A 26,219-nucleotide genomic window follows, 5' to 3' on the forward strand; every position below is an offset into this window, starting at 1 on the left:
GCCGACAAAATCCAAGCCGCCTATGAGCGGCGCAGTGGAGGGCTTAGGGTGAGGATGAGTTCCGGTCGATCAGCGAAATCAGCGCTATATAGATAGCCCTCGAACCCGTCGCTCCTGCGCAAGCAGGAGCCCAGCGTCGATCGTGAATGAGGCGTGATGTCCGTTCACAGACATTCCATAAATAATAAGAAAGCAAAAGGGTGCGCGCAGCGCACCCCTTGATTATGCTTTTTCTACAAACGCCCTAAATAATTTACGCCAGGGTCTTGCAAAGGGGAGAGGAAGTTTGCTATAGTTCGCCTCCCGCTGAAGAGCGGGAGAGAAGAGAAGCAAAGCTGGAGATTGGGCGGAGAAGTTAAAAGCTGCGGAAAGATCTGGTTGCTGTGAATAGTTTGCAACGGTTTAGCTAGTTCGCAAGAACGAAACAAAACGAAATGAGTTGCAGGTGTTGACAGCGGCGAATAAGTGCTTCATAATCTCGTTTCTCTGCTGCTGACGCACACAACGCTGCGACGCAAAACTGGATGAATAAGTAGTCCGGTTAGGTAGAAAAGATTTAGGTTCTTTAACAATTAACAGTCAATAAATGTGGGCACTTGGTGAAGCGCACCATTCGATCTAGGTTGAATGGAATGCTTAAATAATATAGCAAGTGTTCACAAGAAATAACAAAGCAAGACGATGATTCAGAGATGAGTCATTGAACTGTCAGTATTTTGAGTGAGCGATGTGTCAGTCACATGACACAGTTCAGAAATGAACACAAAACAGAGATTAAACTGAAGAGTTTGATCCTGGCTCAGATTGAACGCTGGCGGCATGCCTTACACATGCAAGTCGAACGGCAGCGCGGGGCAACCTGGCGGCGAGTGGCGAACGGGTGAGTAATATATCGGAACATACCCTAGAGTGGGGGATAACGTAGCGAAAGTTACGCTAATACCGCATACGATCTAAGGATGAAAGCGGGGGATCGCAAGACCTCGTGCTCATGGAGTGGCCGATATCTGATTAGCTAGTTGGTAGGGTAAAAGCCTACCAAGGCGACGATCAGTAGCTGGTTTGAGAGAACGACCAGCCACACTGGAACTGAGACACGGTCCAGACTCCTACGGGAGGCAGCAGTGGGGAATTTTGGACAATGGGGGCAACCCTGATCCAGCAATGCCGCGTGAGTGAAGAAGGCCCTCGGGTTGTAAAGCTCTTTTGTCAGGGAAGAAACGGTGTTTCCTAATACGGAATGCTAATGACGGTACCTGAAGAATAAGCACCGGCTAACTACGTGCCAGCAGCCGCGGTAATACGTAGGGTGCAAGCGTTAATCGGAATTACTGGGCGTAAAGCGTGCGCAGGCGGTTTTATAAGTCTGATGTGAAATCCCCGGGCTCAACCTGGGAACTGCATTGGAGACTGTAAGGCTAGAGTGTGTCAGAGGGGGTAGAATTCCACGTGTAGCAGTGAAATGCGTAGATATGTGGAGGAATACCGATGGCGAAGGCAGCCCCCTGGGATAACACTGACGCTCATGCACGAAAGCGTGGGGAGCAAACAGGATTAGATACCCTGGTAGTCCACGCCCTAAACGATGTCTACTAGTTGTCGGGTCTTAATTGACTTGGTAACGCAGCTAACGCGTGAAGTAGACCGCCTGGGGAGTACGGTCGCAAGATTAAAACTCAAAGGAATTGACGGGGACCCGCACAAGCGGTGGATGATGTGGATTAATTCGATGCAACGCGAAAAACCTTACCTACCCTTGACATGGAAGGAATCCCGAAGAGATTTGGGAGTGCTCGAAAGAGAACCTTTACACAGGTGCTGCATGGCTGTCGTCAGCTCGTGTCGTGAGATGTTGGGTTAAGTCCCGCAACGAGCGCAACCCTTGTCATTAGTTGCTACGAAAGGGCACTCTAATGAGACTGCCGGTGACAAACCGGAGGAAGGTGGGGATGACGTCAAGTCCTCATGGCCCTTATGGGTAGGGCTTCACACGTCATACAATGGTACATACAGAGGGCCGCCAACCCGCGAGGGGGAGCTAATCCCAGAAAGTGTATCGTAGTCCGGATTGTAGTCTGCAACTCGACTACATGAAGTTGGAATCGCTAGTAATCGCGGATCAGCATGTCGCGGTGAATACGTTCCCGGGTCTTGTACACACCGCCCGTCACACCATGGGAGCGGGTTCTGCCAGAAGTAGTTAGCTTAACCGCAAGGAGGGCGATTACCACGGCAGGGTTCGTGACTGGGGTGAAGTCGTAACAAGGTAGCCGTATCGGAAGGTGCGGCTGGATCACCTCCTTTCTAGAGTAGCGCGTAGTTAAGTGTCCACACTTATTGACTGTTAATGATAATGAACAGAGAACACAGGTAAGAGATCATGTTCCCGAAAAGGGGGATTAGCTCAGCTGGGAGAGCACCTGCTTTGCAAGCAGGGGGTCGTCGGTTCGATCCCGTCATCCTCCACCAAGATTCTGGTAGAAGTAATAGGAATCGGGTCTGTAGCTCAGTTGGTTAGAGCACCGTGTTGATAACGCGGGGGTCGTTGGTTCGAGCCCAACCAGACCCACCACAAGATCTCGACAGTGCAAACGTAAGTCAGTGCATAGTAAGAATAGAGCACAGAGATTTAGGTTTGTACTTTCAAAGCGAAAGACATAGTAATAAGTAGTTCTCGTTCTTTAACAATTTAGAAGAAGTAAAGTAGAAATAATCAAAATTATTTCTGTAAAGAGAGGTTGGTGAGTCAGCAATGACGAGCTAATCGAATTTATGGAAGGGTTGTGATTGTATCGAACAAACATAGTATTAAAAAGCGAGTTTGAAAAAGCTGTCGAAAGACAAGTTTTAGAAAAAATCAAATTCCTTGAGATACGGCAAACGCTAAAGTAATACTCATAAGTAGTAAAGAACTATAACCGGTTTTTGGTGATGAACCTGGGATTGAAGAGATTCGATAACAGACACCAGAAGCTAACGTTATAGGGACAAGTGACTAAGTGCACATGGTGGATGCCTTGGCGATATCAGGCGATGAAGGACGTAGTAGCTTGCGATAAGCTGCGGGGAGTGAGCAAACACACATTGATCCGCAGATTTCCGAATGGGGAAACCCGGCCGTAAGGTCATTGCAACCTGAATACATAGGGTTGCAAAGCGAACGTGGCGAACTGAAACATCTAAGTAGCTACAGGAAAAGAAATCAACCGAGATTCCCAAAGTAGTGGCGAGCGAAATGGGAAGAGCCTGCAAGATTTAGCATCTTTGATAATAAAACGGATTGGAAACTCCGGCCATAGAGGGTGATAGCCCCGTATATGAAATCATCGGTGTGGAACTAAGTTTGCGACAAGTAGGGCGGGACACGAGAAATCCTGTCTGAACATGGGGGGACCATCCTCCAAGGCTAAATACTCGATATCGACCGATAGTGAACCAGTACCGTGAGGGAAAGGCGAAAAGAACCCCGGGAGGGGAGTGAAATAGAACCTGAAACCGTGTGCATACAAACAGTAGGAGCGGACTTGTTCCGTGACTGCGTACCTTTTGTATAATGGGTCAGCGACTTACATTCAGTGGCAAGGTTAACCGCATAGGGAAGCCGTAGAGAAATCGAGTCCGAATAGGGCGAATCAGTCGCTGGGTGTAGACCCGAAACCAAGTGATCTACTCATGGCCAGGTTGAAGGTGCGGTAACACGCACTGGAGGACCGAACCCACTAATGTTGAAAAATTAGGGGATGAGCTGTGGGTAGGGGTGAAAGGCTAAACAAACTTGGAAATAGCTGGTTCTCTCCGAAAACTATTTAGGTAGTGCCTCAAGTATCACCGACGGGGGTAGAGCACTGTTATGGCTAGGGGGTCATCGCGACTTACCAAACCATTGCAAACTCCGAATACCGTTGAGTGCGAGCTTGGGAGACAGACATCGGGTGCTAACGTCCGGTGTCAAGAGGGAAACAACCCAGACCGCCAGCTAAGGTCCCAAAGTATAGCTAAGTGGAAAACGAAGTGGGAAGGCTAAAACAGTCAGGAGGTTGGCTTAGAAGCAGCCACCCTTTAAAGAAAGCGTAATAGCTCACTGATCGAGTCGTCCTGCGCGGAAGATGTAACGGGGCTAAGCTATACACCGAAGCTGCGGATATCCTTATGGATATGGTAGGAGAGCGTTCTGTAAGCCTGCGAAGGTGACTTGTAAAGGTTGCTGGAGGTATCAGAAGTGCGAATGCTGACATGAGTAGCGATAATGGGGGTGAAAAGCCTCCACGCCGTAAGCCCAAGGTTTCCTGTTCAACGTTCATCGGAGCAGGGTGAGTCGGCCCCTAAGGCGAGGCAGAGATGCGTAGCTGATGGGAAGCAGGTTAATATTCCTGCACCGTCGTATGATGCGATGGGGGACGGATCGCGGAAGGTTGTCCGACTGTTGGAATAGTCGGTTTTTAACCTGGAGAAGGCTGTTAGGCAAATCCGGCAGCGTAATTCAAGGGGTTGAGACGAGTGAATTAATTCACGAAGCAATCGGAAGTGGTTCCAAGAAAAGCCTCTAAGCTTCAGTCATACGAGACCGTACCGCAAACCGACACAGGTGGGCGAGATGAGTATTCTAAGGCGCTTGAGAGAACTCGGGAGAAGGAACTCGGCAAATTGGTACCGTAACTTCGGGATAAGGTACGCCCTTGTAGTTTGACTGCCCTGCGGCAGAAGGACGAAGGGGTTGCAATAAACTGGTGGCTGCGACTGTTTAATAAAAACACAGCACTCTGCAAACACGAAAGTGGACGTATAGGGTGTGACGCCTGCCCGGTGCTGGAAGATTAAATGATGGGGTGCAAGCTCTTGATTGAAGTCCCAGTAAACGGCGGCCGTAACTATAACGGTCCTAAGGTAGCGAAATTCCTTGTCGGGTAAGTTCCGACCTGCACGAATGGCGTAACGATGGCCACACTGTCTCCTCCCGAGACTCAGCGAAGTTGAAATGTTTGTGATGATGCAATCTACCCGCGGCTAGACGGAAAGACCCCATGAACCTTTACTGTAGCTTTGCATTGGACTTTGAATCGATCTGTGTAGGATAGGTGGGAGGCTTTGAAGCGTGGACGCCAGTTTGCGTGGAGCCATCCTTGAAATACCACCCTGGTTTATTTGAGGTTCTAACCTTGGCCCGTTATCCGGGTCGGGGACAGTGCATGGTAGGCAGTTTGACTGGGGCGGTCTCCTCCCAAAGTGTAACGGAGGAGTTCGAAGGTACGCTAGGTACGGTCGGACATCGTGCTAATAGTGCAATGGCATAAGCGTGCTTAACTGCGAGACTGACAAGTCGAGCAGGTACGAAAGTAGGACATAGTGATCCGGTGGTTCTGTATGGAAGGGCCATCGCTCAACGGATAAAAGGTACTCTGGGGATAACAGGCTGATTCCTCCCAAGAGTTCATATCGACGGGGGAGTTTGGCACCTCGATGTCGGCTCATCACATCCTGGGGCTGTAGCCGGTCCCAAGGGTATGGCTGTTCGCCATTTAAAGTGGTACGTGAGCTGGGTTTAAAACGTCGTGAGACAGTTTGGTCCCTATCTGCCGTGGGCGTTGGAAGTTTGAAGGGGGCTGCTCCTAGTACGAGAGGACCGGAGTGGACGAACCTCTGGTGTATCGGTTGTCACGCCAGTGGCATTGCCGAGTAGCTATGTTCGGAAGAGATAACCGCTGAAAGCATCTAAGCGGGAAACTCGCCTTAAGATGAGACTTCCCAGAGACTTGATCTCTTTAAAGGGTCGTTCGAGACCAGGACGTTGATAGGCTGGGTGTGGAAGTGCAGTAATGCATTAAGCTAACCAGTACTAATTGCCCGTAAGGCTTGTCCCTATAACCTTAGCAGGTAATAGGCTACGACAAGTATTGTGAAGTGTTTGCGAAATGTGCTAGCTGTGGAAACAGCAGGCAAGTTCGACAGCAGTCACAACCACTACCTCAAGCGATGGTCTCGCTTGGGGTAACAAAACAAATTTGATTAGTGCGAATAAGATCGCACACTCTACTTAACTTCTTCTGAATTGGATTTGTTGCCAGCTACAAAACAACGTAGCGATCAACGAATCAACAAGTTATGCCTGATGACCATAGCTAATCGGTACCACCCCTTCCCATCCCGAACAGGACCGTGAAACGATTACGCGCCAATGATAGTGCTGCAACCAGTGTGAAAGTAGGTTATCGTCAGGCTTTTATTCCGCATACCCCCACACAAGCTATTGTGTGGGGGTTTTGCTTTTGCGCGAACGGAAATGCATCGGGCCGTAGCAAACAAAAACTACGTCAAGACCTCTCAACACAGAGGCACGGAGACACAGAGGGGCACTGAGAAAGGCAAAAGCAGCAAAAAACGAAGAGAAATCTCTACTTTTACTCTGTGTCTTTGGTTTTTTTTATTTCATTCTTTGGACTATATAGCTCCACTACCGCAGTAGGGTAATGAAATGGACGCCCCCCTCCCAAACGGCATCGTGATGTGCCAAAGTAGAGTTTCGACAAACTACTTAACAGAAGGGAAGCGTCATGGAAAAGATTACCGTAATTGGGCTGGATTTGGCAAAGAGTATTTTTCAAGTTCATGGTGCCAATGCCCGAGGCAAGAAGCTGCTGTCGAAGAAACTCAAGCGTAGCGAAGTCATGGGATTCTTTGCATCACAGCCACCGTGCCTGGTAGGCATGGAAGCCTGCGGAGGAGCTCACGAATGGGCGCGGCAGATCCAGTCACTTGGGCATGATGTCAAACTGATGGCACCCCAGTACGTCAAAGGCTTTGTACAAGGAAACAAGACCGATGCCAGAGATGCCGCAGGTATCGCAGAAGCAGCAGTAAGAGAAAGTATCCAGAGAGTGACGATACGCAGCCGTGAAGAACAACAGATACAAGCCCTGCACAGAGTAAGAGAAGCCTGGGTCAAACACCGTACTGCGACCGCCAACCAGATACGGGGCCTGCTCGCTGAGTTTGGTCAGATACTCACTCCCGGCCTGCGCCACCTGCGCCGTGAAGTCGCCCTCTGGCAAGAGCAAAGCCGCGGCATGCTCGGCATACTCAACGGCCTGGTCGATGAGTTACTGCAGTATCTCAGTGAGTTAGAAGAAAGAATTGGTCAAGTAGAGAAACAGATCAAACAAGTACTGCAAAGCAATCCCGCCTGCAAACTGATAGAAACCATCCCCGGCGTAGGCGTCCTCACCGCCACCGCCATCATCGGCAGCTTTGGACGGGCAGAGAACTTTACAGAAGGACGCAAGTTTGCCAATGCCCTGGGGCTGACACCGAGGGAACACAGCAGTGGTGGCAAACAAGTTCTGCTGGGGCTCAGCAAGCGAGGCAATGGTTATGTACGCAAACTCCTCGTCCATGGGGCCAGGTCCGTCTTGCAGGCCAGGATCAACAAACCGGCCTATGCCGAAGACTGGGTCGTAAAACTGGCCAAAAGGCGGGGACACAACATCGCCGTGTGCGCTCTGGCAGCCAAGAATGCCAGGAGGATCTGGGCGATGCTGCAGAGCGGAGAAGTATTCCGTGCTGATCATGCGCAGACCAACGACGTCTGCACATGATCAGCACGGTTTGAAAGAACAGTAGCAACCACAAAGCAGGGGCGAGGCAGGAAGCCAGGTGAAGTAAAAACGTCATGCAGTAGCAGGAAAAATAGCAGCAAAGACAAAGAAACGGAGCACACCACCGATTGTTTGGGCAAACTCAAATGAAGACAGGACAGGTCAGACCGGGATGGTCAATAGCTCGTTCGGCGCACTGTGCGATCAGCACGATAGGGTGATTGAGCGACCATCAGCGTATTTCATCATGCGTCAGCAGTCATCAAGCGGCTGCAATAAAGACCGAATGTATGGCTGCAATCGACTATGTCAGGTTTAATTTGAAAATGCTCTTGCAAATGGGGGGCGTCCATGTATGCGCCGTGCGCACCAGCCGTCTGATCACTTATTCCCCCTCTTGATCACCGGCACGGTTCATCGACCAACGACACTGGGCTCCAGCCTGCGCTGGAGCGACGAATTTGAGGCTGGCTCTCTTACAACCTGTGCGACTGGCTGCCAGCATCGCTACCATTGTTGACGCTGTCGCTCAAATCTTTGCATCCGCATGCGCGTGTTTCAACGTGAAAACTTAACATCGTCGCTCCAGCGCAGGCAAGAGCCCAGCGGCGTTCGTGGATTAACGGAGGCGTCCGCTTCAGGATATGCACTTGTCCAGTCACTAAATTGGGGCGTATTTTGAGCATTCGTTGTGATAAATTTATGTGAAACTATCAACTCATCGCTGTAACTCAGGTAGAGGTTGACATGTTGAAACCACCACTGCGCAAGCTGGTGATCTAAAGTCAAAGCTCAAAAAGCGAACTCGCGAGGTATAAACTGATGCCTCCTGTACTATGGATACGATTTTCAATATCCACTCATCAGTTTAAGCATACCGTTAATCGACTAGCTTTTGATTCCAGGATGCAATTACGCATATCATGTCTGAAACTAAGGTGACAAAAATGACCAACAAACATCAAAACCGATCTGAGCGGCAAAGCGGGTACACAATTATTGAAGTGATGATTGTTGTTGCCATTATCGGCATTATTTCAGTATTTGCAGTACCCCAGTTCAGGAACATGCTCAGTGGTGGCCGTGTAAGGACTACGACAGATTCACTGTTGCATGATCTGCTTCTGGTAAAGACTATTGCACGTGAGCGGGGGGCGGTGTAGTGATCTGCAAGAGCGATAACCCAGAAGCTGCGATACCGGCATGTTCTGCTGTGGCGAGCAATGCACTAGGCAATACTGGCTGGGCAGGTGGCTGGATTGCCTTCAAGGATGCAAACATTGACGGGCAATTTAATGCTGGCGATAGTTTGTTGTTCGTTCAACCTGCAACCATGCGGGCTTTTACTGAAGGCTCTGTTGTTCCAAATCCAAATGTACAGGCGCTGACTTTTAATGCGACAGGGCAAAATATGGGAGGGGCAGTGCAATTTTACGTGAAAGGTAATGACCCAGATGTAACTCGGAACCGTTATGTATGCGTCGGCATTGGGGGGCGGATAATGGTTTCAAAAACCGCTGCCTGTAATTGAGAATTGAGAGCGTCATGAAACAACATATATTGAACAAGCAGGCCGGTGCGTCGATGGTGGAGATTGTTGTGACGATCATTATCATTGCAATTGGTTTGCTGGGCGTCGCCAGTTTGCAGGCAAACACGATGCGGTACTTAAAAGTTGCCAATCAACGCACCGAGGCTACTCAGGCCGCATATGATTTGAGTGAGCGCATGCGTGCAAATGGTCAGGGTGTCAAAAATTCTGTCACTGGCGCAGCATCATACACTTACACGACAGCCTATGCGACGACGGTTACAAGCTTGCCTGCCATGCCGACTTGCGGCGGTCCCCGTTGCACTCCTGCTGAGGTTGCTGCTATCGATATCAATGACTGGCTGAGAGGCTTATCAAATCGCCTGACAGATGGTGCGGGGTATATCGTGCCAGTCGCACCGACAGGGTACGATGTTGTCGTGATGTGGAAGGAAGCTAACCTGACTATTGTTGACCCAGCATGCCCTACGGCTACCGCTCCGGCACCTGGTATAGGTGTGCGTTGTTTCACTGTCAGGTTTTCGCCATAACTGAGGTAAATATGAAAATGACGAATTTACGCGATCAGCAAGGCCGGACTTTAGTGGAGTTGATGATCTCCCTTGCAATTGGTTTAATTATCATGTTGGCTGTTAGTACTTTGTATGTGACCAATACACAGACGTACAGGGTAACCGATGACAAAGCGCTCATGGAAGAAGATGGCCGCCTGGCTTTGGCTACTTTGGCATTCAATATAAGAATGGCAGGATATGGACAACTGACAAACGGGTCGCCTTCTTTGATTGCTGGCGGTGGTTTTACTAATTATACGGGGGCAGGCCAGGCGATCGAAGGGTGTACAGGGGGCTTCTCTTCAGCTACTGCCGTTCCCCCTGTGTGCGCCGGTGGTACCAACCCCGACTCATTTCTGATCCGGTATGTGATTGATGGCCTCAATTCAAATTCCAGCGGTGGTGTTCCGGCAGATTGTTTGGGGCAGGCGGTTACAACAGTGCCTGCGATTGTTGAAAATCGCTTTTATGTTCAGCTAAATCCTGTAACAGGGCGCAGGGAGCTCTATTGTGCAGGGAATGGCGGCACGGTACCTGGTGCAACCAATGTTTTACCTGGGCAACCTATAGCAGATAACGTTGTCGATATGAAAGTAACCTATGGTTACGATCAGGATGATAATCAATCTGTTGATGGCTTTTATACTGCGGCGCAGTTGACAGATGTAGCAACGACTGTACCCATGCCAGACTATCAAGTTAAGGATCCATTAACGGTGCCCGCTGAAACCAGGGCACTTATGACGAACCGCTTCTTTAAAGTTCTTTCTGCGAGGGTTTGTCTAGTGATGCGATCTGCTAACGATAACATTACGCCAACAGCACAAAAATATCGTGACTGTAGCGGCAATCTTGTCACTGCAACTGACAAAAGATTATATGCAGCTTTTTCTAGTGTCATTTCTTTGCGTGGCCGCACGAATGGGAGAACCTTATGATAAGAAATTACTCATCGCAACGTGGATTTGTGATGCTGACTTCCATGATTTTTCTGATGGTCCTGACGATGCTGGCGATTACTGCGGTGAGACGTGCTACTCAGGAAGAGCGATTTGCTCGTAGTATAAGGGAGCAAAACTTGGCATTCCAAGCTGCAGAAACTGCTTTGCGATATTGTCAAAGAGATTTTGAGCTCACCAATAAAGGTAGTGTGTTGCCAGCTGGTCTGGACAGGACTGTGAATAATATTCCCATCAATTTATATGTGCAGACCACCGATGATAATCCTCCTCCGGTACTCTGGGCAACCAAGGCAAACTGGGCAACTAAAGGTTTTCGCTTACCGGCAAACACTGTTCCAAATGTGGCTAATCAGCCAGAATGCATGATAGAAGCATGGTTTATACCTAAGGTTAAGGATCCAGCACATCCTGAGAACGATCCCGTATTTTCGGCGAGCGGATCAAATGAAGGTACCAATGACCTGCAACACCAGACTAACTATGTGATTACTGCCAGAGGAGAAGGGAGTACAAACCTTTCAGTGATCTGGTTGCAAGTGACTTTATATATCGGTTCCGCAACATAAGTGGCATTTTGTGATGCATATCGCGTCAATTTACTCTGCGGGCCCTTTTGCCAAACATTGATGTTTTAGTCTCAATAAATTTGATCACTATAGATTCAATGGTGTGGTAGATGGCAACTGGCAGCAGAAGAATGAACATTCAGGGGAAGACCATGAAGAAAATAAATAAACCGCTAACCGTGTGTTTGATCGGCTCTTTAATTGGGCAGTTAATTGCGCCGAGCTTGGCATACGCAACAATATCAAATGCTCCACCACTGGTGAAGCCCAATGTGCCACCTAATATATTTTATACCCTCGATGATTCTGGCTCCATGATGTGGGAAATGATGCCAGATAATATCGCCAGAACGGGTAGTGGTGACGTTACGGGTAAGGGCTATGATAACTATATTGATGGTTGCGGTGGTAATTGCTGGGTGACCAATGTGTTTCCCAAGCCAGCCAATGTGTATAACGTTGGCGGCGCAGGCGATTATGATATTGGTCACAGTATTGTTGTTGGGTTTAATCATAATATTACAGTCGCGCGTTGGCGTTCGTCAGACGTCAACAAGGCGTACTACGATCCCAAGATTTTGTATCAGCCTTGGGCGGATCCTAATGGTGGCCTGATGGCACCTGCCAACCCCTTATCAGCGCTCTATAACCCTGTTGCACCAAGTGGTGGAACAAATACCAATGCAATTAATTTGTCAGTTAATCAGACTTATGCCAACGGCGCTTATGGATGGCTGGCTGATGACGCTACATCGTACAACACTAATGGCAGAACGATTTTCCCAGCCCTTTATTATGTATATAAAGGCACCCTAGGATGCAACCAGTCCACGCTGGCTTGCTTTGATCGTTATGAAATCAGGACTGGAACAGTTTTTCCTGCGAAAGCGGCAGCACGTACAGACTGCGCTGGTTCGGCATGTACAATACCTGAAGAGTTGCAGAATTTTGCCAACTGGTTCCAATATCATCGGTCCCGTATCCTGACCGCGCGCGGCGGCAGTGGCCAGGCTTTTTCCAAGCAAAATTCTACGATCCGCGTTGGATTTGGTACCATTAATACTACTGGCACTGTTATTAACAAGGTCTCAAATGACTTCAGTGCCGCTAATAAAACCAATTTCTTGAATACTTTGTACAAGCAGAGAATGCCAGCTGCGGGTACTCCATTGCGCAAGGCTGTTGATGAGGTTGGTCAATATTTCAAAGACACGTCAATTACTGGTCCATGGCAGACGACTTCCGGTGTCGGGTTGGCCTCAACGCAATTAACTTGCCGCCAAAATTATAATATCTTAATGACTGATGGCTATTGGAACGGTACGGCTGCTGGAGGTGGGCGCAATGGTAACTATGATGGTACCAATGGCCCAACAATCACCAGGCCAGATGGAACAACTTATCAATACACACCCGCTAAACCGTACACCGATACTTTTAGCGATACGCTGGCAGATATAGCCTTTTATTATTGGGCAAATGATTTGCGCACAGATTGGCCGGCAGCGAAGAAAAATGTACCAACCACATCGGCTGACCCAGCTTTTTGGCAACATCTGACGCAGTTCACAGTGGGTTTGGGTGTCAAAGGCACGCTGGATCCAAGCACTGATTTGCCCGCCTTGACGAGTGGTGCCAAGGTCTGGCCAGATGGCTCTATCAATCAGATTGACGATTTGTGGCATGCCGCTGTTAATTCCCGTGGCAAGTACTTTAGTGCATCCAATCCTACGGAGTTTGCCGCAGCACTTGATTCTTCTTTGAACACGATAGCAGAGCGTGTCGGCGATGCTGCTGCAGTAGGTACTTCCAGTAATACCGTGCGCGCAGGTAGTAGTATCTTTACTTCGACTTACCGCACGTCTGACTGGTCAGGTCAACTGGTGCAAAGATTGTTGGATGATAACGGCGTCATTACAGGGACTGGCTGGACTGCGACGACTCCTGTTTTCTCCACCAGGCAAAATAATGTATTTACCTATATCGATTCGGCAATAAAAGGTAAAGTCTTTAGTTACTCCAATCTTGCACCTACAGACAAGGCTTATTTTGATACAGAGGCAGCTACTTATCCGGCAACCACCGTCACTGGAACCAATATAGTCGATTACATCATCGGCGGCCCGGATTTGAACCGTCTTCGTCCGCGTACGGTTCCATTTGGTGATTTTGTAAACTCTGCTCCTCAATACGTCAAAGCAGGTGATGACAGTGGCTATAGTTATATGCCAACTGGCACGCCTGGCAAAGGCACTTATGGTGCCTATTTGTTGAGTAAGTACAATCGTACCCCTATGGTATACATAGGGGCAAACGATGGCATGTTGCATGCGATTAATGGAACCACAGGTGTAGAGGAGTTTGCTTATATTCCAAAAGCCGTTATGAGCAATTTGCCATTGCTGTCACGCACAACCTATGGGCACAGATTTTATGTTGATGGTACGCCTACAGTAGGTGATTATTATGATGGTGGCTGGAAAACAGCTTTGGTTGGGACGACTGGTGCTGGTGGCAGAGCTGTTTACGCCATGGATGTCACAGTGCCTACTCGCCCTAGCTTTAATGAAGGCAAGATTTTGTGGGAAATTAACTCTACAACACAGCCTGAATTAGGATACACCATTGGTACTCCCCAAATCGGACGGATGCCTAATGGTGATTGGGTTGCCATCTTGGGGAACGGCTATGAAAGCAATTCCAAAAAGGCCATGTTGTTCATCATTCGCCTGAGTGATGGCGTGGTGACCAAAATAGATACTGGTGTGGGAAATGCAACTACACCTAATGGACTGGCTACGCCAAAATTGATTGTTGGCTCTGATGCAACTATTAAAGCCATTTTTGCTGGTGATTTGCTGGGTAATTTGTGGAAATTTGATGTAAAGAGTTCAGGCACTACGATTGCATTTTCTGGCACACCTTTATTTCAGGCAAAAATTGGTGGTGTTGCACAGCCAATCACAGTCCAGCCTGATATGATTCCACATAGTAATGGTGGAATGATGTTGCTGTTTGGCACAGGGAAAATTTACGAAACGGAAGATGCTTTGAATACTGACGTTCAATCTTTGTATGGCGTGTGGGATCAAACTGGTGCATCTGGTGTCAGTTCTCCAACTGCTATCTCAAGTAGTCAGTCTGCCCTGCAAAAACGAACCTTGAGCTGGTCTGGTTCCAATGCTTATACAGTCAGTAATGAAACGATTGACTGGACAAGTAAACGTGGCTGGTATATGAATTTGAACTTGAGTACAGGTGAACGTCTGACCATTGATCCGCAAATGTTCTTTGATGAGATAGTGTTCACCACTATTATTCCAGCCAGTGCTGTAGATACTTGTTCTTCAGACGGTAAATCAACAACATTTATTTTGAATGCCATGAACGGTAATGTTTTCCCTTACCCTACGTTTGATACGAATGGCGATAATAAAGTGACTTCTGCAGATGCGATTATTGCTGGTAAGCAGGGTGGTTTGACCTTTGGATCTACGTTGCTGAAAAATGGTTCGTCGGCAATTATTTATCAACCGGTATCATCTGGTGCAGGTTTATCCGGTAATGGAACAAATGCTTCAGCTATTGCTCCAAGTTACAACCCTACCAGACGTATCTGGAAGCAGATATTGCGTACTGATTAAATCATAGAGGTGCTCAAGTGTTAATTAAGAAATCGGAAGCTGGCTTTACTCTGATAGAGATATTGATTGTGGTCGTTATTTTGGGGATATTGGCCGCAATCTCTGTCCCTGCATATACCGATAATGTCAGGCGGAGCCGACGTGCGGATGCGCGTTCTGTTCTAACGCAAAATGTGCAATTCATGCAGAGCTTCATGACTGCGAACGATCGTTATGACAAGATGCGTGACAACACCCCGGTTGCCCTGCCTATGCTGGTGAGCCCGGTAGGTGCTACGGGCAGTAATATTGACTATGACATCAGTTTCACGATAGCACCAACGGCGACTACTTTTAGCGTTCGTGCTGTACCGCGAGCCGGTGGCAGGATGGCCGCAGATGGCTGTGGCACTTATGCGATCAATGAAAGTGGTGCAAGGTCGAATGTGGGCAATACTTTATCTGTCGATACCTGCTGGACCAAGTAATAAAAATCAGGAGGAGCTTTAGCTCTTCCTGACCTCTTGTATCGCCTCGGCAAACTCGGATACATCTTCAAAGCTTTTATACACAGAAGCGAAGCGGATGTAGGCGATTTTGTCGAGGCGCTTCAATTCGCGCATGACCAGTTCACCCAGGTGGCCGGACATGACTTCGCGCTCTCCGCTGGACAATAATTTTTCTTCTATTCTTTGTATTGCTGTCTCGACTGCTTCGGCAGATACCGGACGCTTGCGCAATGCCAGCATCAGGCTGGCGCGCAGTTTGGCGGTTTCATATTCTGTGCGGCTGCCGTTTTTCTTGACGATCACAGGCATCACCAGTTCTATACGCTCATAGGTGGTAAAACGTTTGTCACAGTCGGCACAACGGCGGCGGCGGCGTATGACATTGCCTTCTTCTGAAACTCGGGTGTCGATGACCTGGGTGTCATCGAGGTGGCAAAAAGGGCATTTCATGGCGTATGGTGCTCCATTGGTTTTTATAATTGATTTTATAATTCGATGATACAAAAAAGCCACTCAAGCGAGTGGCTTTTTATTGTACTGCCTGATACTTAAGCCCTGCTTTGGTTGAATCTCTTAAGCTTGATGAATCATTACGCTTGATAAACCGGGAATGCATCTGTCAATTGTTTGACTTCAGCTTTCACGCGTTCTATCGTTGCTGCATCATGCGGATTGTCGAGTACGTCCGCAATCAGGTTACCCACTTTAACTGCTTGCTCTTCCTTGAAACCACGGGTAGTGAAAGCCGGGCTGCCAAGGCGGATGCCGGAAGTGATCATCGGTTTTTGTGGGTCGTTCGGGATACCGTTCTTGTTGCAAGTCATGTGGGCAGAGCCCAGGATGGCTTCGGCTTCTTTACCTGTCAGGTTTTTAGGACGCAAATCCACCAGCATCACGTGGGATTCTGTACGGCCAGAAACGATACGCAGGCCGCGTTCAGTCAGGGTATTTGCCAGCGCAGCAGCATTCTTGACGACTTGTTCTTGGTAAGCCTTAAATTCTGGTGTAAGTGCCTCTTTGAAGGCAACTGCCTTACCAGCGATCACATGCATCAGCGGGCCACCTTGCAGACCTGGGAAAATCGCAGAATTGATCTTCTTGGCGATCGCTTCATCATTCGTCAAAATGATACCGCCACGTGGGCCGCGCAGGCTCTTGTGGGTAGTGGAGGTGACGACGTCTGCAAAAGGTACTGGGTTAGGATACACACCAGCAGCGATCAAGCCAGCATAGTGGGCCATGTCCACCATGAAGTAAGCGCCGATTTCTTTGGCGATCTTGGAGAAGCGCTCAAAGTCGATGCGCAGCGCAAATGCGGAAGCACCGGCGATGATCAGTTTAGGCTTGGTTTCACGCGCCAGTTTTTCCATGGCATCGTAGTCTATATCTTCTTGTGCATTGAGGCCATAAGAGACGACATTGAACCATTTGCCAGACATATTCAAAGGCATGCCGTGGGTCAGGTGACCACCTTCAGCCAGGCTCATGCCCATGATGGTGTCGCCTGGGTTCAACAAGGCAAAGAACACGCCCTGGTTGGCTTGTGAGCCAGAATTAGGCTGCACATTGGCGAAATTGGCATTGAACAATTGCTTCAGACGGTCAATCGCCAGTTGCTCGACCACATCCACATGCTCGCAACCACCGTAGTAGCGCTTGCCTGGATAGCCTTCAGCATATTTGTTGGTCAACTGGGAGCCCTGGGCTTCCATGACGGCAGGGGAACAATAGTTTTCAGAGGCGATCAACTCGATATGCTCTTGTTGACGGACATTTTCTTTTTGTATCGTAGCAAACAGTTCTGGATCTACGTTGGCGAGGGTATGATTTTTTGCAAACATGGCGGTTCCTGATTATTCCTGTTAATAAACAATGATTGTTGTTAATGAGGTGTCTGAAACGGATAGGGGCAGCCTCATTGCTTTTACCATCAGGCTACCCAGGCGCACGGCTGGAGTCAGATAGACTCCGAAATCTCACGCTTCCCGATGGATCTCCATCTTGGGCCAGGATGCTTGCCCGTCTAACAGGGCAGATATGGCCACTTCGCCAGTCACGTGAGATGAAATGGTGCAAGGATTTTACGTGATGGCGTTTGAATGGGCAAGTGCCAGCAGTGGTATGGCAAAAATTAATTTTCACACAAGTATTGCCTTGAAATTTTTAGCTTCCCGATATTGGATGGCAAAACCACTTAAAATAGTATGCTTCAGAGCTGCAAACGTCAGCTAGGCAAATTACCCACAAAAATTGAAGGAATTCAGCATGATCGTCTTGATTACAGGCGCAAGTTCAGGTTTTGGTGAAGAAATGGCACGCAAATTTGTCCGCGAAGGCCATAAAGTCATTGCTGCAGCACGCCGCAAAGACAGGCTGGACGCCTTGCAAGCAGAGCTAGGCGCTGCCTTGTTGCCAGTCACGCTGGATGTGACCAGCAAAGATTCCATCAAACAGGCTTTGGCTGGATTAAGTGCCGAATGGAAAAATATTGATGTGCTGGTCAATAATGCTGGTTTGGCCCTAGGTACAGAGCCTGCCCACCTGGCGTCCCAGGATGAATGGGATACCATGATAGACACCAATACCAAGGGCCTGGTGACAGTTACCAGGGCCATCCTGCCAGACATGGTGGCACGTGGCAGTGGTACGGTCATCAATATAGGTTCGGTGGCTGGTGAAACACCTTATCCAGGTGGCAATGTTTATGGCGCGACCAAGGCTTTTGTCGATCAGTTCACCCGCAATTTGCGTGCTGATCTGGTTGGTACAGGTGTTCGTGCAACCAATATTGCTCCTGGCCTATGTGGTGGTACTGAATTTTCCAATGTGCGCTTCCGTGGCAATGATGATGCGGCAGCCAAGGTCTATGAGGGCACCGTACCGCTGACAGCCATCGATATCGCTGAAACAGCCTACTGGATCGCTACTTTGCCTGCGCATGTGAATATCAATCACATAGAAATGATGCCTACTTGCCAGGGCTATGGGCCGCTGGTCATCAAGCGCAATACTGCTTGATTTTCATCAGGTCTCAGGCTTTGCTGAGATGTAAATTTGCTCTGCCTGCTGCCAAATTGATGGCAGCAGTAGCTCCTTTGAGTGACAAAGAGTAAATATGCGCACTGAATAGCTGGTAAAGTTTATACTATGAAAACAGAATTTGTATGGCCGGTCAGGGTCTACTATGAAGATACTGATACCGGTGGCATCGTTTTTTATGCGAATTACCTGAAGTTTTTTGAGCGTGCCCGTACCGAGTGGCTCAGGGCGGCAGGCGTCAATCAACAGCAAATGGCAGATGAGCATGGCCTGATGTTTGTCGTCAAAGCCACTGCAGTCGAGTATCATGCACCCGCGAGGCTGGATGATGAACTAAGACTCACCGTCGTGGTCGAAAAGCTGGGCAGGGCGTCTGTACAGTTTGTACAAGAAGCCTGGTGTGGCCAGCGTTTGCTGGCCTCAGGCAAGATCAAGGTTGCTTGTGTCAGCAAGACTGAGGTCAGACCGGCGGCAATTCCTGCTGACGTGCTGGCACAGATAGACAGAGATGCTGGCTGAAATTATTTTATTTTAGGGCGGCAACATTGCCCGGTGTTTTGTTTTTGAATTGATTCAATATGACTGTTACCCAAGACCTTTCATTTTTAAGTCTGATCACGAATGCCTCTATTCTGGTGCAACTGGTCATGGCATTGCTGCTAGGCGTGTCACTGACGAGCTGGACTTATATCTTCAGTAAAATGTTCGCCATCAAAAAAGCGCGTGGACAAACTGAAGAGTTTGAACGCAATTTCTGGTCTGGTGGCAATCTGGTTGATCTGTATGCAGCGGCGACCAATAGCCGTCGTACTGGCCGCGACACTAGCGGTGCGCTCGAACGCATCTTTGAAGCCGGCATGAGCGAATATCACAAGGTAAAGACAGCCAATAAAACCACGCTGGATGCCACCGCCATGCTCGATGGCGCGCGTCGTGCCATGCGTGCGTCTTACCAGCGCGAGATGGATTTGCTGGAATCACACCTGTCCTTTCTTGCGTCCGTCGGCTCGGTCTCGCCTTATATAGGTCTGTTCGGCACGGTCTGGGGCATCATGAATTCTTTCCGTGGTCTGGCGAATGTGCAGCAGGCGACACTGGCTGCCGTCGCTCCTGGTATTGCTGAAGCCCTGATTGCTACTGCGATAGGCTTGTTTGCTGCTATACCTGCCGTGCTGGCCTATAACCGTTACTCCCACGATATCGATAGACTGGCGATACGCTTTGAAACCTTTATCGAGGAATTCTCCAACATTCTCCAGCGTCAGTCACGCTAAGGCAGAGTGAGATAGCATGAGTACCCTGCGTGGCGAACGTAAACGCAAATTCAAGGCAGAGATCAACGTTGTGCCGTATATCGACGTGATGCTGGTGTTGCTGGTGATTTTCATGGTGTGCGCACCGATGACCAATCCCAGCGTCATCAACCTGCCTACTGCCGGGCAATCTACCCAGCCGCCATCTGATTATATAGAAATCACCTTGCGGCCCGATGCAGCTTCCACTATCAGCATCAACAGCAAAGCCGGTAACAATGGCAACAACCGCCAGGAAAGCAAGGAAGAAGCCAAAGACCGCAAACAACTGATGCAAAAACTGCGTGAGTATCATGATGCCAAGCCAGAGTTGTCTGTGCTGGTTTCTGCTGACAAGGGCATGATTTATGACGAGGTCATACAAGTGATTTCAGAAGCAAAAAAACTGGGTATCAATCGCGTTGGTCTGGCGACCAAGTGAGTTTTTGCAGATGCAGATAAGACTGCGCCCCTTACTGATGCTGTTCTGTGCTGCCGGTTTATGCGGTGCTGGCTTGGTGAGAGCGCAGCAGTCAGGACAAACTGAAACCTCTTCTGCTCAATCAACACCAACTGCTGCGTCTGCTCAGTCTGTGCAAATGCCTGAGGCAGACAACGAAGCTGTTTCCACCTCCAGCAGTGGCCGTTTGCAACTGGTTGCTGCCAAATCACACTGGGCTGATTTGCTGAGGGAACATATCCCTGAATTTGCCAGCAATGCTGAAGCGCAGAATATCACTCCCGCACTGATCAGACGGTTGCGCCTGGATATCAGCAATATCCTCACTACTGAAGGTTATTTCTCGCCGCAAATCCAGTTTGATAATCCAGATCAGGCGCTGGCACCAGCCTCCACAAATAAAATCATCCATGTGACTGTGGAAGCCGGCCAGCGCACCATCATAGAAAACGTGTCTGTGAAAGTGCAGGGCCCCATGGCAGACGCGATTGATGCTGGTGACAAGGCTGTCACTAAAAGGCGACGGGCCCTGCAAGAAGACTGGGGCCTCGCAGTTGGACAGCCATTCCGTGATGCTGACTGGAGTGATTCAAAAAATCAGCTGCTGGAAAGCCTGCGCTCAGATGCCTATGCCTCAGCCAGCATGACATCCAGTGAAGCAAAAATAGACGCTGACCAGCATAGCGGCATCTTGCAAGTAGAAGTCGATAGTGGCCCGGTATTTACCCTGGGTGATTTGCGTGTCACTGGTTTGCAGCGTTACCCTTCCTGGCTCATAGAACGTTATCAGGCACCCAAAAAAGGTGAGGTTTATTCACGTTCGCGCTTGCTGGATTTCCAGCGTTCCCTGCAAAACTCCGCTTACTTTGCCACCGTCGCAGTAGGCATAGATCCTGATCCAGAAAAAGCCGACGCCGTACCCGTGGATGTGACCGTGGTCGAGCGCCAGGCCCGTGACCTGAGCTTTGGTCTCGGTTACAGCACCAACACCGGTTACCGCAGCGAAGTTGCCTATCGGGACCGCAATATACTTGAGCAGGCTTGGGATTTGCGCAGTGCCGTCAGGCTCGAGCAGCGCAGGCAACTTGGATATGCGGATATTTACCTGCCACCGCGTGAAAGCAAATTCCTCGATTCTTTTGGTGTGCTGGTGGAGCGCGAAAATATCGCCGGTGTGCGCTCCAGCCGTTACGCTCTCGGCATCAAGCGCACCAGCACACGCGGCCATCTCGAACAACGCCTGGGTCTGAACATCGTCAGGGAAAAAATTTCCCCAGATGGTGAAGCAGAAGAGGTCAACAAGGCACTGGTTGCCAGCATAGGCTGGACTTGGCGTGATGTTGATCAGCCTTTCGATCCACGTAAAGGGCAGATCTTGCAGTTCGATCTTGCCGCATCTGAAAAAGCCTTGTTCTCTGACCAGCGCTTCATACGCAGCTATGCCAAATATCAGCGCTGGATACCAGTTCGCAAAACCGATACCGTGATCTTGCGCGCAGAGCTTGGTGCTGTTATTTCCAAAGATGAACAGGGGATACCTGAAGATTACCTGTTCCGCACTGGCGGTAGTACCACCGTGCGTGGCTATGGTTACCAAACCCTGGGCATACAGCACATAGGCAGCACACGTGGTGGCCGCGTGCTGGCAACGGCCAGCGCTGAATATGTACACTGGCTTAACTCTTCCTGGGGCGCTGCCACTTTCCTTGACGTGGGCAATGCCGCCGACAACTTTCGTGAGTTGAATTTAAAGCAGGGCATGGGTGTTGGTGCACGTTACAAGACGCCTGCGGGGCCGATTGCGCTTGATCTGGCTTATGGTCGCCAGACCAAAAAAGTCCGGCTGGATTTTTCTATCGCCATTGCTTTCTGATATGAGCGAAAACGAAAAAAATCAGACAGAGCAAAAAACGCCCGCTAAAAAAAAGCGGAGTCATTTGCGCCGCTTGAGCATGTTCATCCTCAAGCTGTTGATGATATTGATCGTCGTGTCCGGCCTCGTCCTGACCTGGATGTACAAAACTGAGAGTGGCACCAGAGCTGCGCTGGCACTGATAGAAAATGTCAGTCTTGGCAGCCTCAAATTCCGTGGCGTGCAAGGCACACTGGATGACGAACTCAAACTCGACGAATTCAGCTTGGTTGCCCAGGATTTGCATATCAATGGCAGCGCCATCTCCTTGCGCTGGCGGCTTGGCGCTTTATGGCGACGTCAGCTGGATATCACCAGTCTGCAATTAAGCGCTTTGACTATCGCCAGCAGATCCAGCAAAAAAGCCTCCAGCGTACCTGTTGATATAGGACTACCCTTTAGCCTGAGTGCGCCAAAGCTGGCGCTGGGGCGCTTGCATATCGCTACCCTGACTGATGATGGCAAACAGCTGGAGACCCTGAAGCTCAGTGCACTGACTGGCAGTTTTTCTTATCAAGACAATTTATACAAAGCGCAAACCACATTCAGCAGCCCCTGGGGTAATTTGAAAGGCGAAGCTGCACTGGGCAGCTACACTCCTTTCAAGCTGGATAGTCGCCTGAGCCTGCAAGGCCAGGTCCAGGAGGACATCCCGCCCGTCATTTTGCAGGGCGTGGTTTCCGGCAACCTGCATGATATGCAAATCGCGCTGGAAGCTGTATTGGATAGCGCGGCAGAAAAAAATATCCGTAATCAGAACCTGCAAGGACATGCCAGGGGGCGTATCAATTCATTTGCTGCGCCGTATGTACGCGAGCTTGACATTGATGTGCAACACTTTGACCCGTCCGCCTGGCAGGTCAATGCACCTCATGCAGACTTGCGTGTATTGACGAAGTTGAAACCGATAACAGATGAGAAAAATGTAGAAAAAAATACAGGAAAAAACGCGCAAAAAAATACTGTATTTGGTTTGACTGGTCCTATCAATATTCAGAACAGCCAGGTGGCCAGCATCAATAAACAAGGTTTGCCAGTGCAGTCGCTGAGTACCAAATTGTTCTGGCAGGGCCAGCATTTGAGTCTGACAGACCTGGCAGTGCAACTGGCCGGCAAAGGCAAGTTGCAAGGTCAGGCTGATGTTAATTGGCAAGCGGCGCAATTGCAGGCTGACCTGAAACTGAATCTGGCTAATATAGACCTGAACCAGATCGACCAGCGCCTGCATGCCAGTAATATCAAGGGCCAGTTTTCTGCACAGACAGCGAAAGACAAAAGCATCAATCTGCAAGCACAGTTACAAGATGCCCGCGCCAGCCTGAAAGCAGAAGCCAGTTACCATCCTGAGAAACTGCTTCTCGATTTGAATAAATTTGATCTGCAGGCAGAAGATGCTCATCTGCAGGGTGCAGGTGACATCAGCTTTGTAGGCAAGCAGGCATTCAACGTCAAGGCCAGCCTCAAAGATTTTGACCCCGCACGCTGGGTGGCAACACCGGCAGGCCGCTTGCAGGCAGACTTCAGCGCCCGTGGCCAACTGTCGCCGCGCCTTGATGTACAAGTCAATCTGCAGCAATTGCTGGGCCAATATGCAGGCCAGCCTGTGCAGGCAGCGCTGGATGCGCGCTGGCTGCAAGACCAGCAACTGCAAGTCAGGCAACTGGATGCGCACTTTGGTAAAAATACAGTGACAGCACAAGGCAACTGGGGTGGTACCGGTGACAGCTTGAAATTCAATATTGATGCCCAGGACTTGAGTCACCTGAATCCCTTGCTTAGCAACTGGCAACTGGCATTGGGCGGCAAGCTGAAGGCAGATGCGGTATTGCGGGGCCGTTTCGATGAGCCCGCAGGCAGTCTTGATGCCTTGGCAGAGCAAGTCATGATTAAACGTGGTAGCCAGCAATTTACCATTGCCCAGTTAAAGTCCAGCCTGAATCTGGCTAACGGTGCCAAAGGCCAGTTTGATGGCGAGCTCGTGGCCCAGCATCTGGGTGGTGATCTTCCGGCCCTGAGTTCTGCGCCTGATAACCCCGATAAACTCGCGCATGTCAGTCTCAAATTGCAGGGCAGGCGTGATGCCCACAAGCTGAGCCTGGAAACCATCTTTCCTAATAAACAGGTACTGAGCCTGGTCGCGAATGGCAGCATGCAGGCCAGTGCAAAAAATGACACTGCCTGGTCATGGAATGGGCAATTGCAGGCCTTGAATTTGAATGGCAAACCTGATCTGCGTTTACAAAGTTCAGCACCATTACAGGTGTCGGCACAGTCTGTACGCCTGGGTGGCCTGTCGCTGCAAAGCGCACTGGGCAAGCTGGAACTGGAAGAACTGGAATGGACACCTGCCGCACTCAAAACCAAAGGGCAAATCAGCGATGTACAGGTGCTGGAAATTGCCAAACTGTTTTATCCGCAAAATGCAGTCACAGGTAATCTGCGTCTGAATGCGCAATGGAAATTGCAATTGACCGAGCAAGCCCAGGGAGAAATCAAATTGCAACGCCAGAGCGGTGATTTGCGCTTCAATGATCCTGAGGGGACTGGTACTTCAGTCGCCCTGGGCATACGTGATGTGCAATTGCAGATGAAACTGGGTGGCCTGGTCGCCGGTAGCGATAGCGAAAACCTCAGTCTTGATCTGCTTGCCGATGGCAGCCGCCTGGGCCAATGGCAAGCGAAGCTCAATTCCCGCCTAAGCAAACAAAACGATGCCTGGACCATACTGGCCAGTGCACCCCTCAGTGGCCAGGTCACGGCAGCAGTTCCCGACTTGCAATGGCTGGGGCCTTTTGTCAATCCTGGGGTGGTACTCAAGGGCAAGCTGAACGCCGATGCGCGCCTGTCTGGCACCATAGGCAAGCCTGGCTATCGCGCCAACCTGGCAGGGCGGGAGATGGAAATCGCTTTCGCCTCAGAGGGTTTGTTATTGCCAAACGGCAGCCTGGATGTGCAGATAGAAGACAAACATCTGAAGCTGACGAATCTGCAATTTTCCAACACCGTCGCCAACATGCCGCGTCATGCGCAATTCAGGGATGAGAACTGGATAGGCCGCAAAGGTGAGTTCAAGGCCAGTGGTGATATCGACATGGGCAAAGAGACTGGCAGCATACAGGCACAATGGACACAATTTCCACTGCTGCAGCGCAAGGACAGATGGCTGCTGGTATCTGGCCAGGCGAATATCGTTGAAGCCAATGATATCTGGAGCCTGACCGGCAAGGTGCTGGCTGATGGCGCCTACTTCAGGCTGCCCAAGTTGCCGCCGCCCAGCCTTTCCAGTGATGTGGTTGTCGTACGCAAGACTGACAAGGCAGTTACTAAGGCAGCAGAAGCAGAAAGTAATAGAAAAGGTCTCAAGACCCGCATTGATGTCAGCTTCGACATGGGGCCGCGCTTCGTGTTTGTTGGCCGTGGCCTCGATACGGGCCTGGAAGGCAGCCTGCGGCTGCGTTCCAGCGATGGCAGCCCCTTGCAGGCGAATGGGTCCATACGCACCGTCAAGGGCGCGTATGAAGGCTATGGCCAGCAACTGGCAATAGAGCGGGGTATCCTGAACTTCCAGGGGCCACCGTCCAACCCTGGCCTGAATATCCGTGCCTTGCGCAAGGGTTTGCCTGTTGAAGCAGGGGTAGAAGTGGTCGGTACAGTCAGCGCACCGCAAGTCAGGCTGGTGTCAGAACCAGAAGTGCCGGATGCTGAAAAACTCTCATGGCTGGTGCTGGGGCGTGGTTCTGACCAGCTTGCCAGTGGCGACGCCTCATTGCTGATGTCGGCAGCGACAGCGATATTTGGTGGTGATGGCAGCCGCAATGTGCCGCGCGACATTGTGCAAGGCCTGGGCTTTGATGAGTTTTCGATAGGTTCTTCATCGAATGGTTCAGGCAGCCGCCTGCCAGTGCAGACGATTGCCGGTTCAACCGGTACCACCAATGCCACTACCGACCAGGTCGTCAGCGTAGGCAAGCGCATCATGCCGGGCCTGGTGTTGTCAGTGGAGCGCGGCTTGTCAGATGCCAGTGGCGGCATCAAGCTGAGCTGGCAACTGACCCGGCGCATCAGCATCACAGGCCGTACTGGTGCTGAGTCTGCGGTGGATGTGAATTACACTTTCTCCTTTAATTAAAACACTATTAAAAAAGGGAAGGCAATCTGTCT

16 protein-coding genes, 2 tRNA genes, 3 rRNA genes and 1 riboswitch are annotated in these 26,219 nt (G+C 49.9%); of the genes, 19 read left to right on the plus strand and 2 right to left on the minus strand.

The features are described 5' to 3' along the window. The first annotated feature begins 776 nt into the window (after positions 1-776). The 13 genes from UNDKW_RS06840 to UNDKW_RS06900 all read left to right on the plus strand — a co-directional run bounded on the left by UNDKW_RS06840 (position 777) and on the right by UNDKW_RS06900 (position 15,334). Positions 777-2,304, plus strand: a 16S ribosomal RNA gene (locus UNDKW_RS06840). Between the two features lie 89 nt (positions 2,305-2,393). Beyond that, a tRNA-Ala gene (locus UNDKW_RS06845) sits at positions 2,394-2,469 on the plus strand. Positions 2,470-2,495: 26 nt separating this feature from the next. Continuing rightward, a tRNA-Ile gene (locus UNDKW_RS06850) sits at positions 2,496-2,572 on the plus strand. Positions 2,573-2,985: 413 nt separating this feature from the next. Beyond that, positions 2,986-5,858 (plus strand): 23S ribosomal RNA (locus UNDKW_RS06855). A gap of 244 nt (positions 5,859-6,102) precedes the next feature. After that, a 5S ribosomal RNA gene (gene rrf / locus UNDKW_RS06860) occupies positions 6,103-6,215 on the plus strand. The 16S, 23S and 5S rRNA genes sit together here with 2 tRNA genes alongside, the layout of an rRNA operon. A gap of 333 nt (positions 6,216-6,548) precedes the next feature. Then, complete coding sequence (locus UNDKW_RS06865) at positions 6,549-7,589, plus strand: IS110 family transposase (RefSeq protein ID WP_162058097.1); 1,041 nt, start codon at positions 6,549-6,551, stop codon at positions 7,587-7,589. 947 nt (positions 7,590-8,536) lie between these two features. Then, positions 8,537-8,752, plus strand: coding sequence for a Tfp pilus assembly protein FimT/FimU (locus tag UNDKW_RS06870; RefSeq protein ID WP_162058098.1), 216 nt, complete (start codon positions 8,537-8,539; stop codon positions 8,750-8,752). After that, positions 8,752-9,120, plus strand: a complete 369-nt coding sequence (locus UNDKW_RS06875) for a GspH/FimT family protein (RefSeq protein WP_162058099.1) — start codon at positions 8,752-8,754, stop codon at positions 9,118-9,120. The genes UNDKW_RS06870 and UNDKW_RS06875 overlap by 1 nt, the downstream gene beginning before the upstream one ends. 14 nt (positions 9,121-9,134) lie before the next feature. Next, positions 9,135-9,671, plus strand: a complete 537-nt coding sequence (pilV, locus tag UNDKW_RS06880) for a type IV pilus modification protein PilV (RefSeq protein WP_162058100.1) — start codon at positions 9,135-9,137, stop codon at positions 9,669-9,671. A gap of 11 nt (positions 9,672-9,682) precedes the next feature. After that, positions 9,683-10,633 carry a PilW family protein gene (locus UNDKW_RS06885; protein ID WP_162061809.1) on the plus strand — a complete coding sequence of 317 codons (951 nt, stop codon included), beginning with the start codon at positions 9,683-9,685 and terminating at the stop codon, positions 10,631-10,633. Then, on the plus strand, positions 10,630-11,223 hold the full coding sequence (locus UNDKW_RS06890; protein ID WP_162058101.1) for a PilX N-terminal domain-containing pilus assembly protein: 594 nt from the start codon (positions 10,630-10,632) through the stop codon (positions 11,221-11,223). Before UNDKW_RS06885 ends, UNDKW_RS06890 begins: the two co-directional genes overlap by 4 nt. Positions 11,224-11,375: 152 nt before the next feature. After that, positions 11,376-14,867, plus strand: a complete 3,492-nt coding sequence (locus UNDKW_RS06895; RefSeq protein WP_162058102.1) for a pilus assembly protein — start codon at positions 11,376-11,378, stop codon at positions 14,865-14,867. Positions 14,868-14,884: 17 nt separating this feature from the next. Next, on the plus strand, positions 14,885-15,334 hold the full coding sequence (locus UNDKW_RS06900) for a type IV pilin protein (RefSeq protein WP_162058103.1): 450 nt from the start codon (positions 14,885-14,887) through the stop codon (positions 15,332-15,334). Between the two features lie 18 nt (positions 15,335-15,352). On the opposite strand, the gene nrdR is transcribed toward UNDKW_RS06900, so the two are convergent. Further along, positions 15,353-15,805 (minus strand): transcriptional regulator NrdR, encoded by a 453-nt coding sequence (gene nrdR / locus UNDKW_RS06905; protein WP_162058104.1) that lies wholly within the window; start codon positions 15,803-15,805, stop codon positions 15,353-15,355. Positions 15,806-15,945: 140 nt separating this feature from the next. Next, the gene (gene glyA, locus UNDKW_RS06910; RefSeq protein WP_162058105.1) at positions 15,946-17,196 is read right to left on the minus strand and encodes a serine hydroxymethyltransferase; all 1,251 of its coding nucleotides are present in this window, start codon (positions 17,194-17,196) and stop codon (positions 15,946-15,948) included. 89 nt (positions 17,197-17,285) lie between these two features. Beyond that, a riboswitch (ZMP/ZTP riboswitch) is annotated at positions 17,286-17,422 on the minus strand. 198 nt (positions 17,423-17,620) lie between these two features. On the opposite strand from glyA, the gene UNDKW_RS06915 reads away from it, so the two are divergent. From UNDKW_RS06915 to UNDKW_RS06940, 6 genes are all read left to right on the plus strand, one after another. Beyond that, complete coding sequence (locus UNDKW_RS06915) at positions 17,621-18,373, plus strand: SDR family NAD(P)-dependent oxidoreductase (protein ID WP_162058106.1); 753 nt, start codon at positions 17,621-17,623, stop codon at positions 18,371-18,373. A gap of 129 nt (positions 18,374-18,502) precedes the next feature. Then, the gene (gene ybgC / locus UNDKW_RS06920; RefSeq protein ID WP_162058107.1) at positions 18,503-18,913 is read left to right on the plus strand and encodes a tol-pal system-associated acyl-CoA thioesterase; all 411 of its coding nucleotides are present in this window, start codon (positions 18,503-18,505) and stop codon (positions 18,911-18,913) included. 59 nt (positions 18,914-18,972) lie between these two features. After that, positions 18,973-19,668, plus strand: coding sequence for a protein TolQ (gene tolQ, locus UNDKW_RS06925; RefSeq protein ID WP_162040380.1), 696 nt, complete (start codon positions 18,973-18,975; stop codon positions 19,666-19,668). 16 nt (positions 19,669-19,684) lie between these two features. Then, the gene (locus UNDKW_RS06930; RefSeq protein WP_110257282.1) at positions 19,685-20,128 is read left to right on the plus strand and encodes an ExbD/TolR family protein; all 444 of its coding nucleotides are present in this window, start codon (positions 19,685-19,687) and stop codon (positions 20,126-20,128) included. A 10-nt stretch (positions 20,129-20,138) separates the two neighbouring features. Further along, the gene (locus UNDKW_RS06935) at positions 20,139-22,019 is read left to right on the plus strand and encodes an autotransporter assembly complex family protein (RefSeq protein ID WP_162058108.1); all 1,881 of its coding nucleotides are present in this window, start codon (positions 20,139-20,141) and stop codon (positions 22,017-22,019) included. Between the two features lie 79 nt (positions 22,020-22,098). Next, the gene (locus UNDKW_RS06940; RefSeq protein WP_162058109.1) at positions 22,099-26,187 is read left to right on the plus strand and encodes a translocation/assembly module TamB domain-containing protein; all 4,089 of its coding nucleotides are present in this window, start codon (positions 22,099-22,101) and stop codon (positions 26,185-26,187) included. Positions 26,188-26,219: the final 32 nt, after the last annotated feature.

Source organism: Undibacterium sp. KW1 (assembly GCF_009937955.1).
Taxonomy (GTDB): domain Bacteria; phylum Pseudomonadota; class Gammaproteobacteria; order Burkholderiales; family Burkholderiaceae_D; genus Undibacterium.

Bases quoted from the DNA above. Each gene is read 5' to 3' on its own strand.
- UNDKW_RS06870 (WP_162058098.1), top strand. From the start codon at position 8,537: ATGACCAACAAACATCAAAACCGATCTGAGCGGCAAAGCGGGTACACA.
- UNDKW_RS06935 (WP_162058108.1), top strand. From the start codon at position 20,139: ATGCAGATAAGACTGCGCCCCTTACTGATGCTGTTCTGTGCTGCCGGT.
- nrdR (WP_162058104.1), bottom strand. From the start codon at position 15,805: ATGAAATGCCCTTTTTGCCACCTCGATGACACCCAGGTCATCGACACC.
- UNDKW_RS06890 (WP_162058101.1), top strand. From the start codon at position 10,630: ATGATAAGAAATTACTCATCGCAACGTGGATTTGTGATGCTGACTTCC.
- UNDKW_RS06930 (WP_110257282.1), top strand. From the start codon at position 19,685: ATGAGTACCCTGCGTGGCGAACGTAAACGCAAATTCAAGGCAGAGATC.
- ybgC (WP_162058107.1), top strand. From the start codon at position 18,503: ATGAAAACAGAATTTGTATGGCCGGTCAGGGTCTACTATGAAGATACT.
- glyA (WP_162058105.1), bottom strand. From the start codon at position 17,196: ATGTTTGCAAAAAATCATACCCTCGCCAACGTAGATCCAGAACTGTTT.
- tolQ (WP_162040380.1), top strand. From the start codon at position 18,973: ATGACTGTTACCCAAGACCTTTCATTTTTAAGTCTGATCACGAATGCC.
- UNDKW_RS06885 (WP_162061809.1), top strand. From the start codon at position 9,683: ATGAAAATGACGAATTTACGCGATCAGCAAGGCCGGACTTTAGTGGAG.
- UNDKW_RS06915 (WP_162058106.1), top strand. From the start codon at position 17,621: ATGATCGTCTTGATTACAGGCGCAAGTTCAGGTTTTGGTGAAGAAATG.
- UNDKW_RS06895 (WP_162058102.1), top strand. From the start codon at position 11,376: ATGAAGAAAATAAATAAACCGCTAACCGTGTGTTTGATCGGCTCTTTA.
- pilV (WP_162058100.1), top strand. From the start codon at position 9,135: ATGAAACAACATATATTGAACAAGCAGGCCGGTGCGTCGATGGTGGAG.
- UNDKW_RS06940 (WP_162058109.1), top strand. From the start codon at position 22,099: ATGTTCATCCTCAAGCTGTTGATGATATTGATCGTCGTGTCCGGCCTC.
- UNDKW_RS06865 (WP_162058097.1), top strand. From the start codon at position 6,549: ATGGAAAAGATTACCGTAATTGGGCTGGATTTGGCAAAGAGTATTTTT.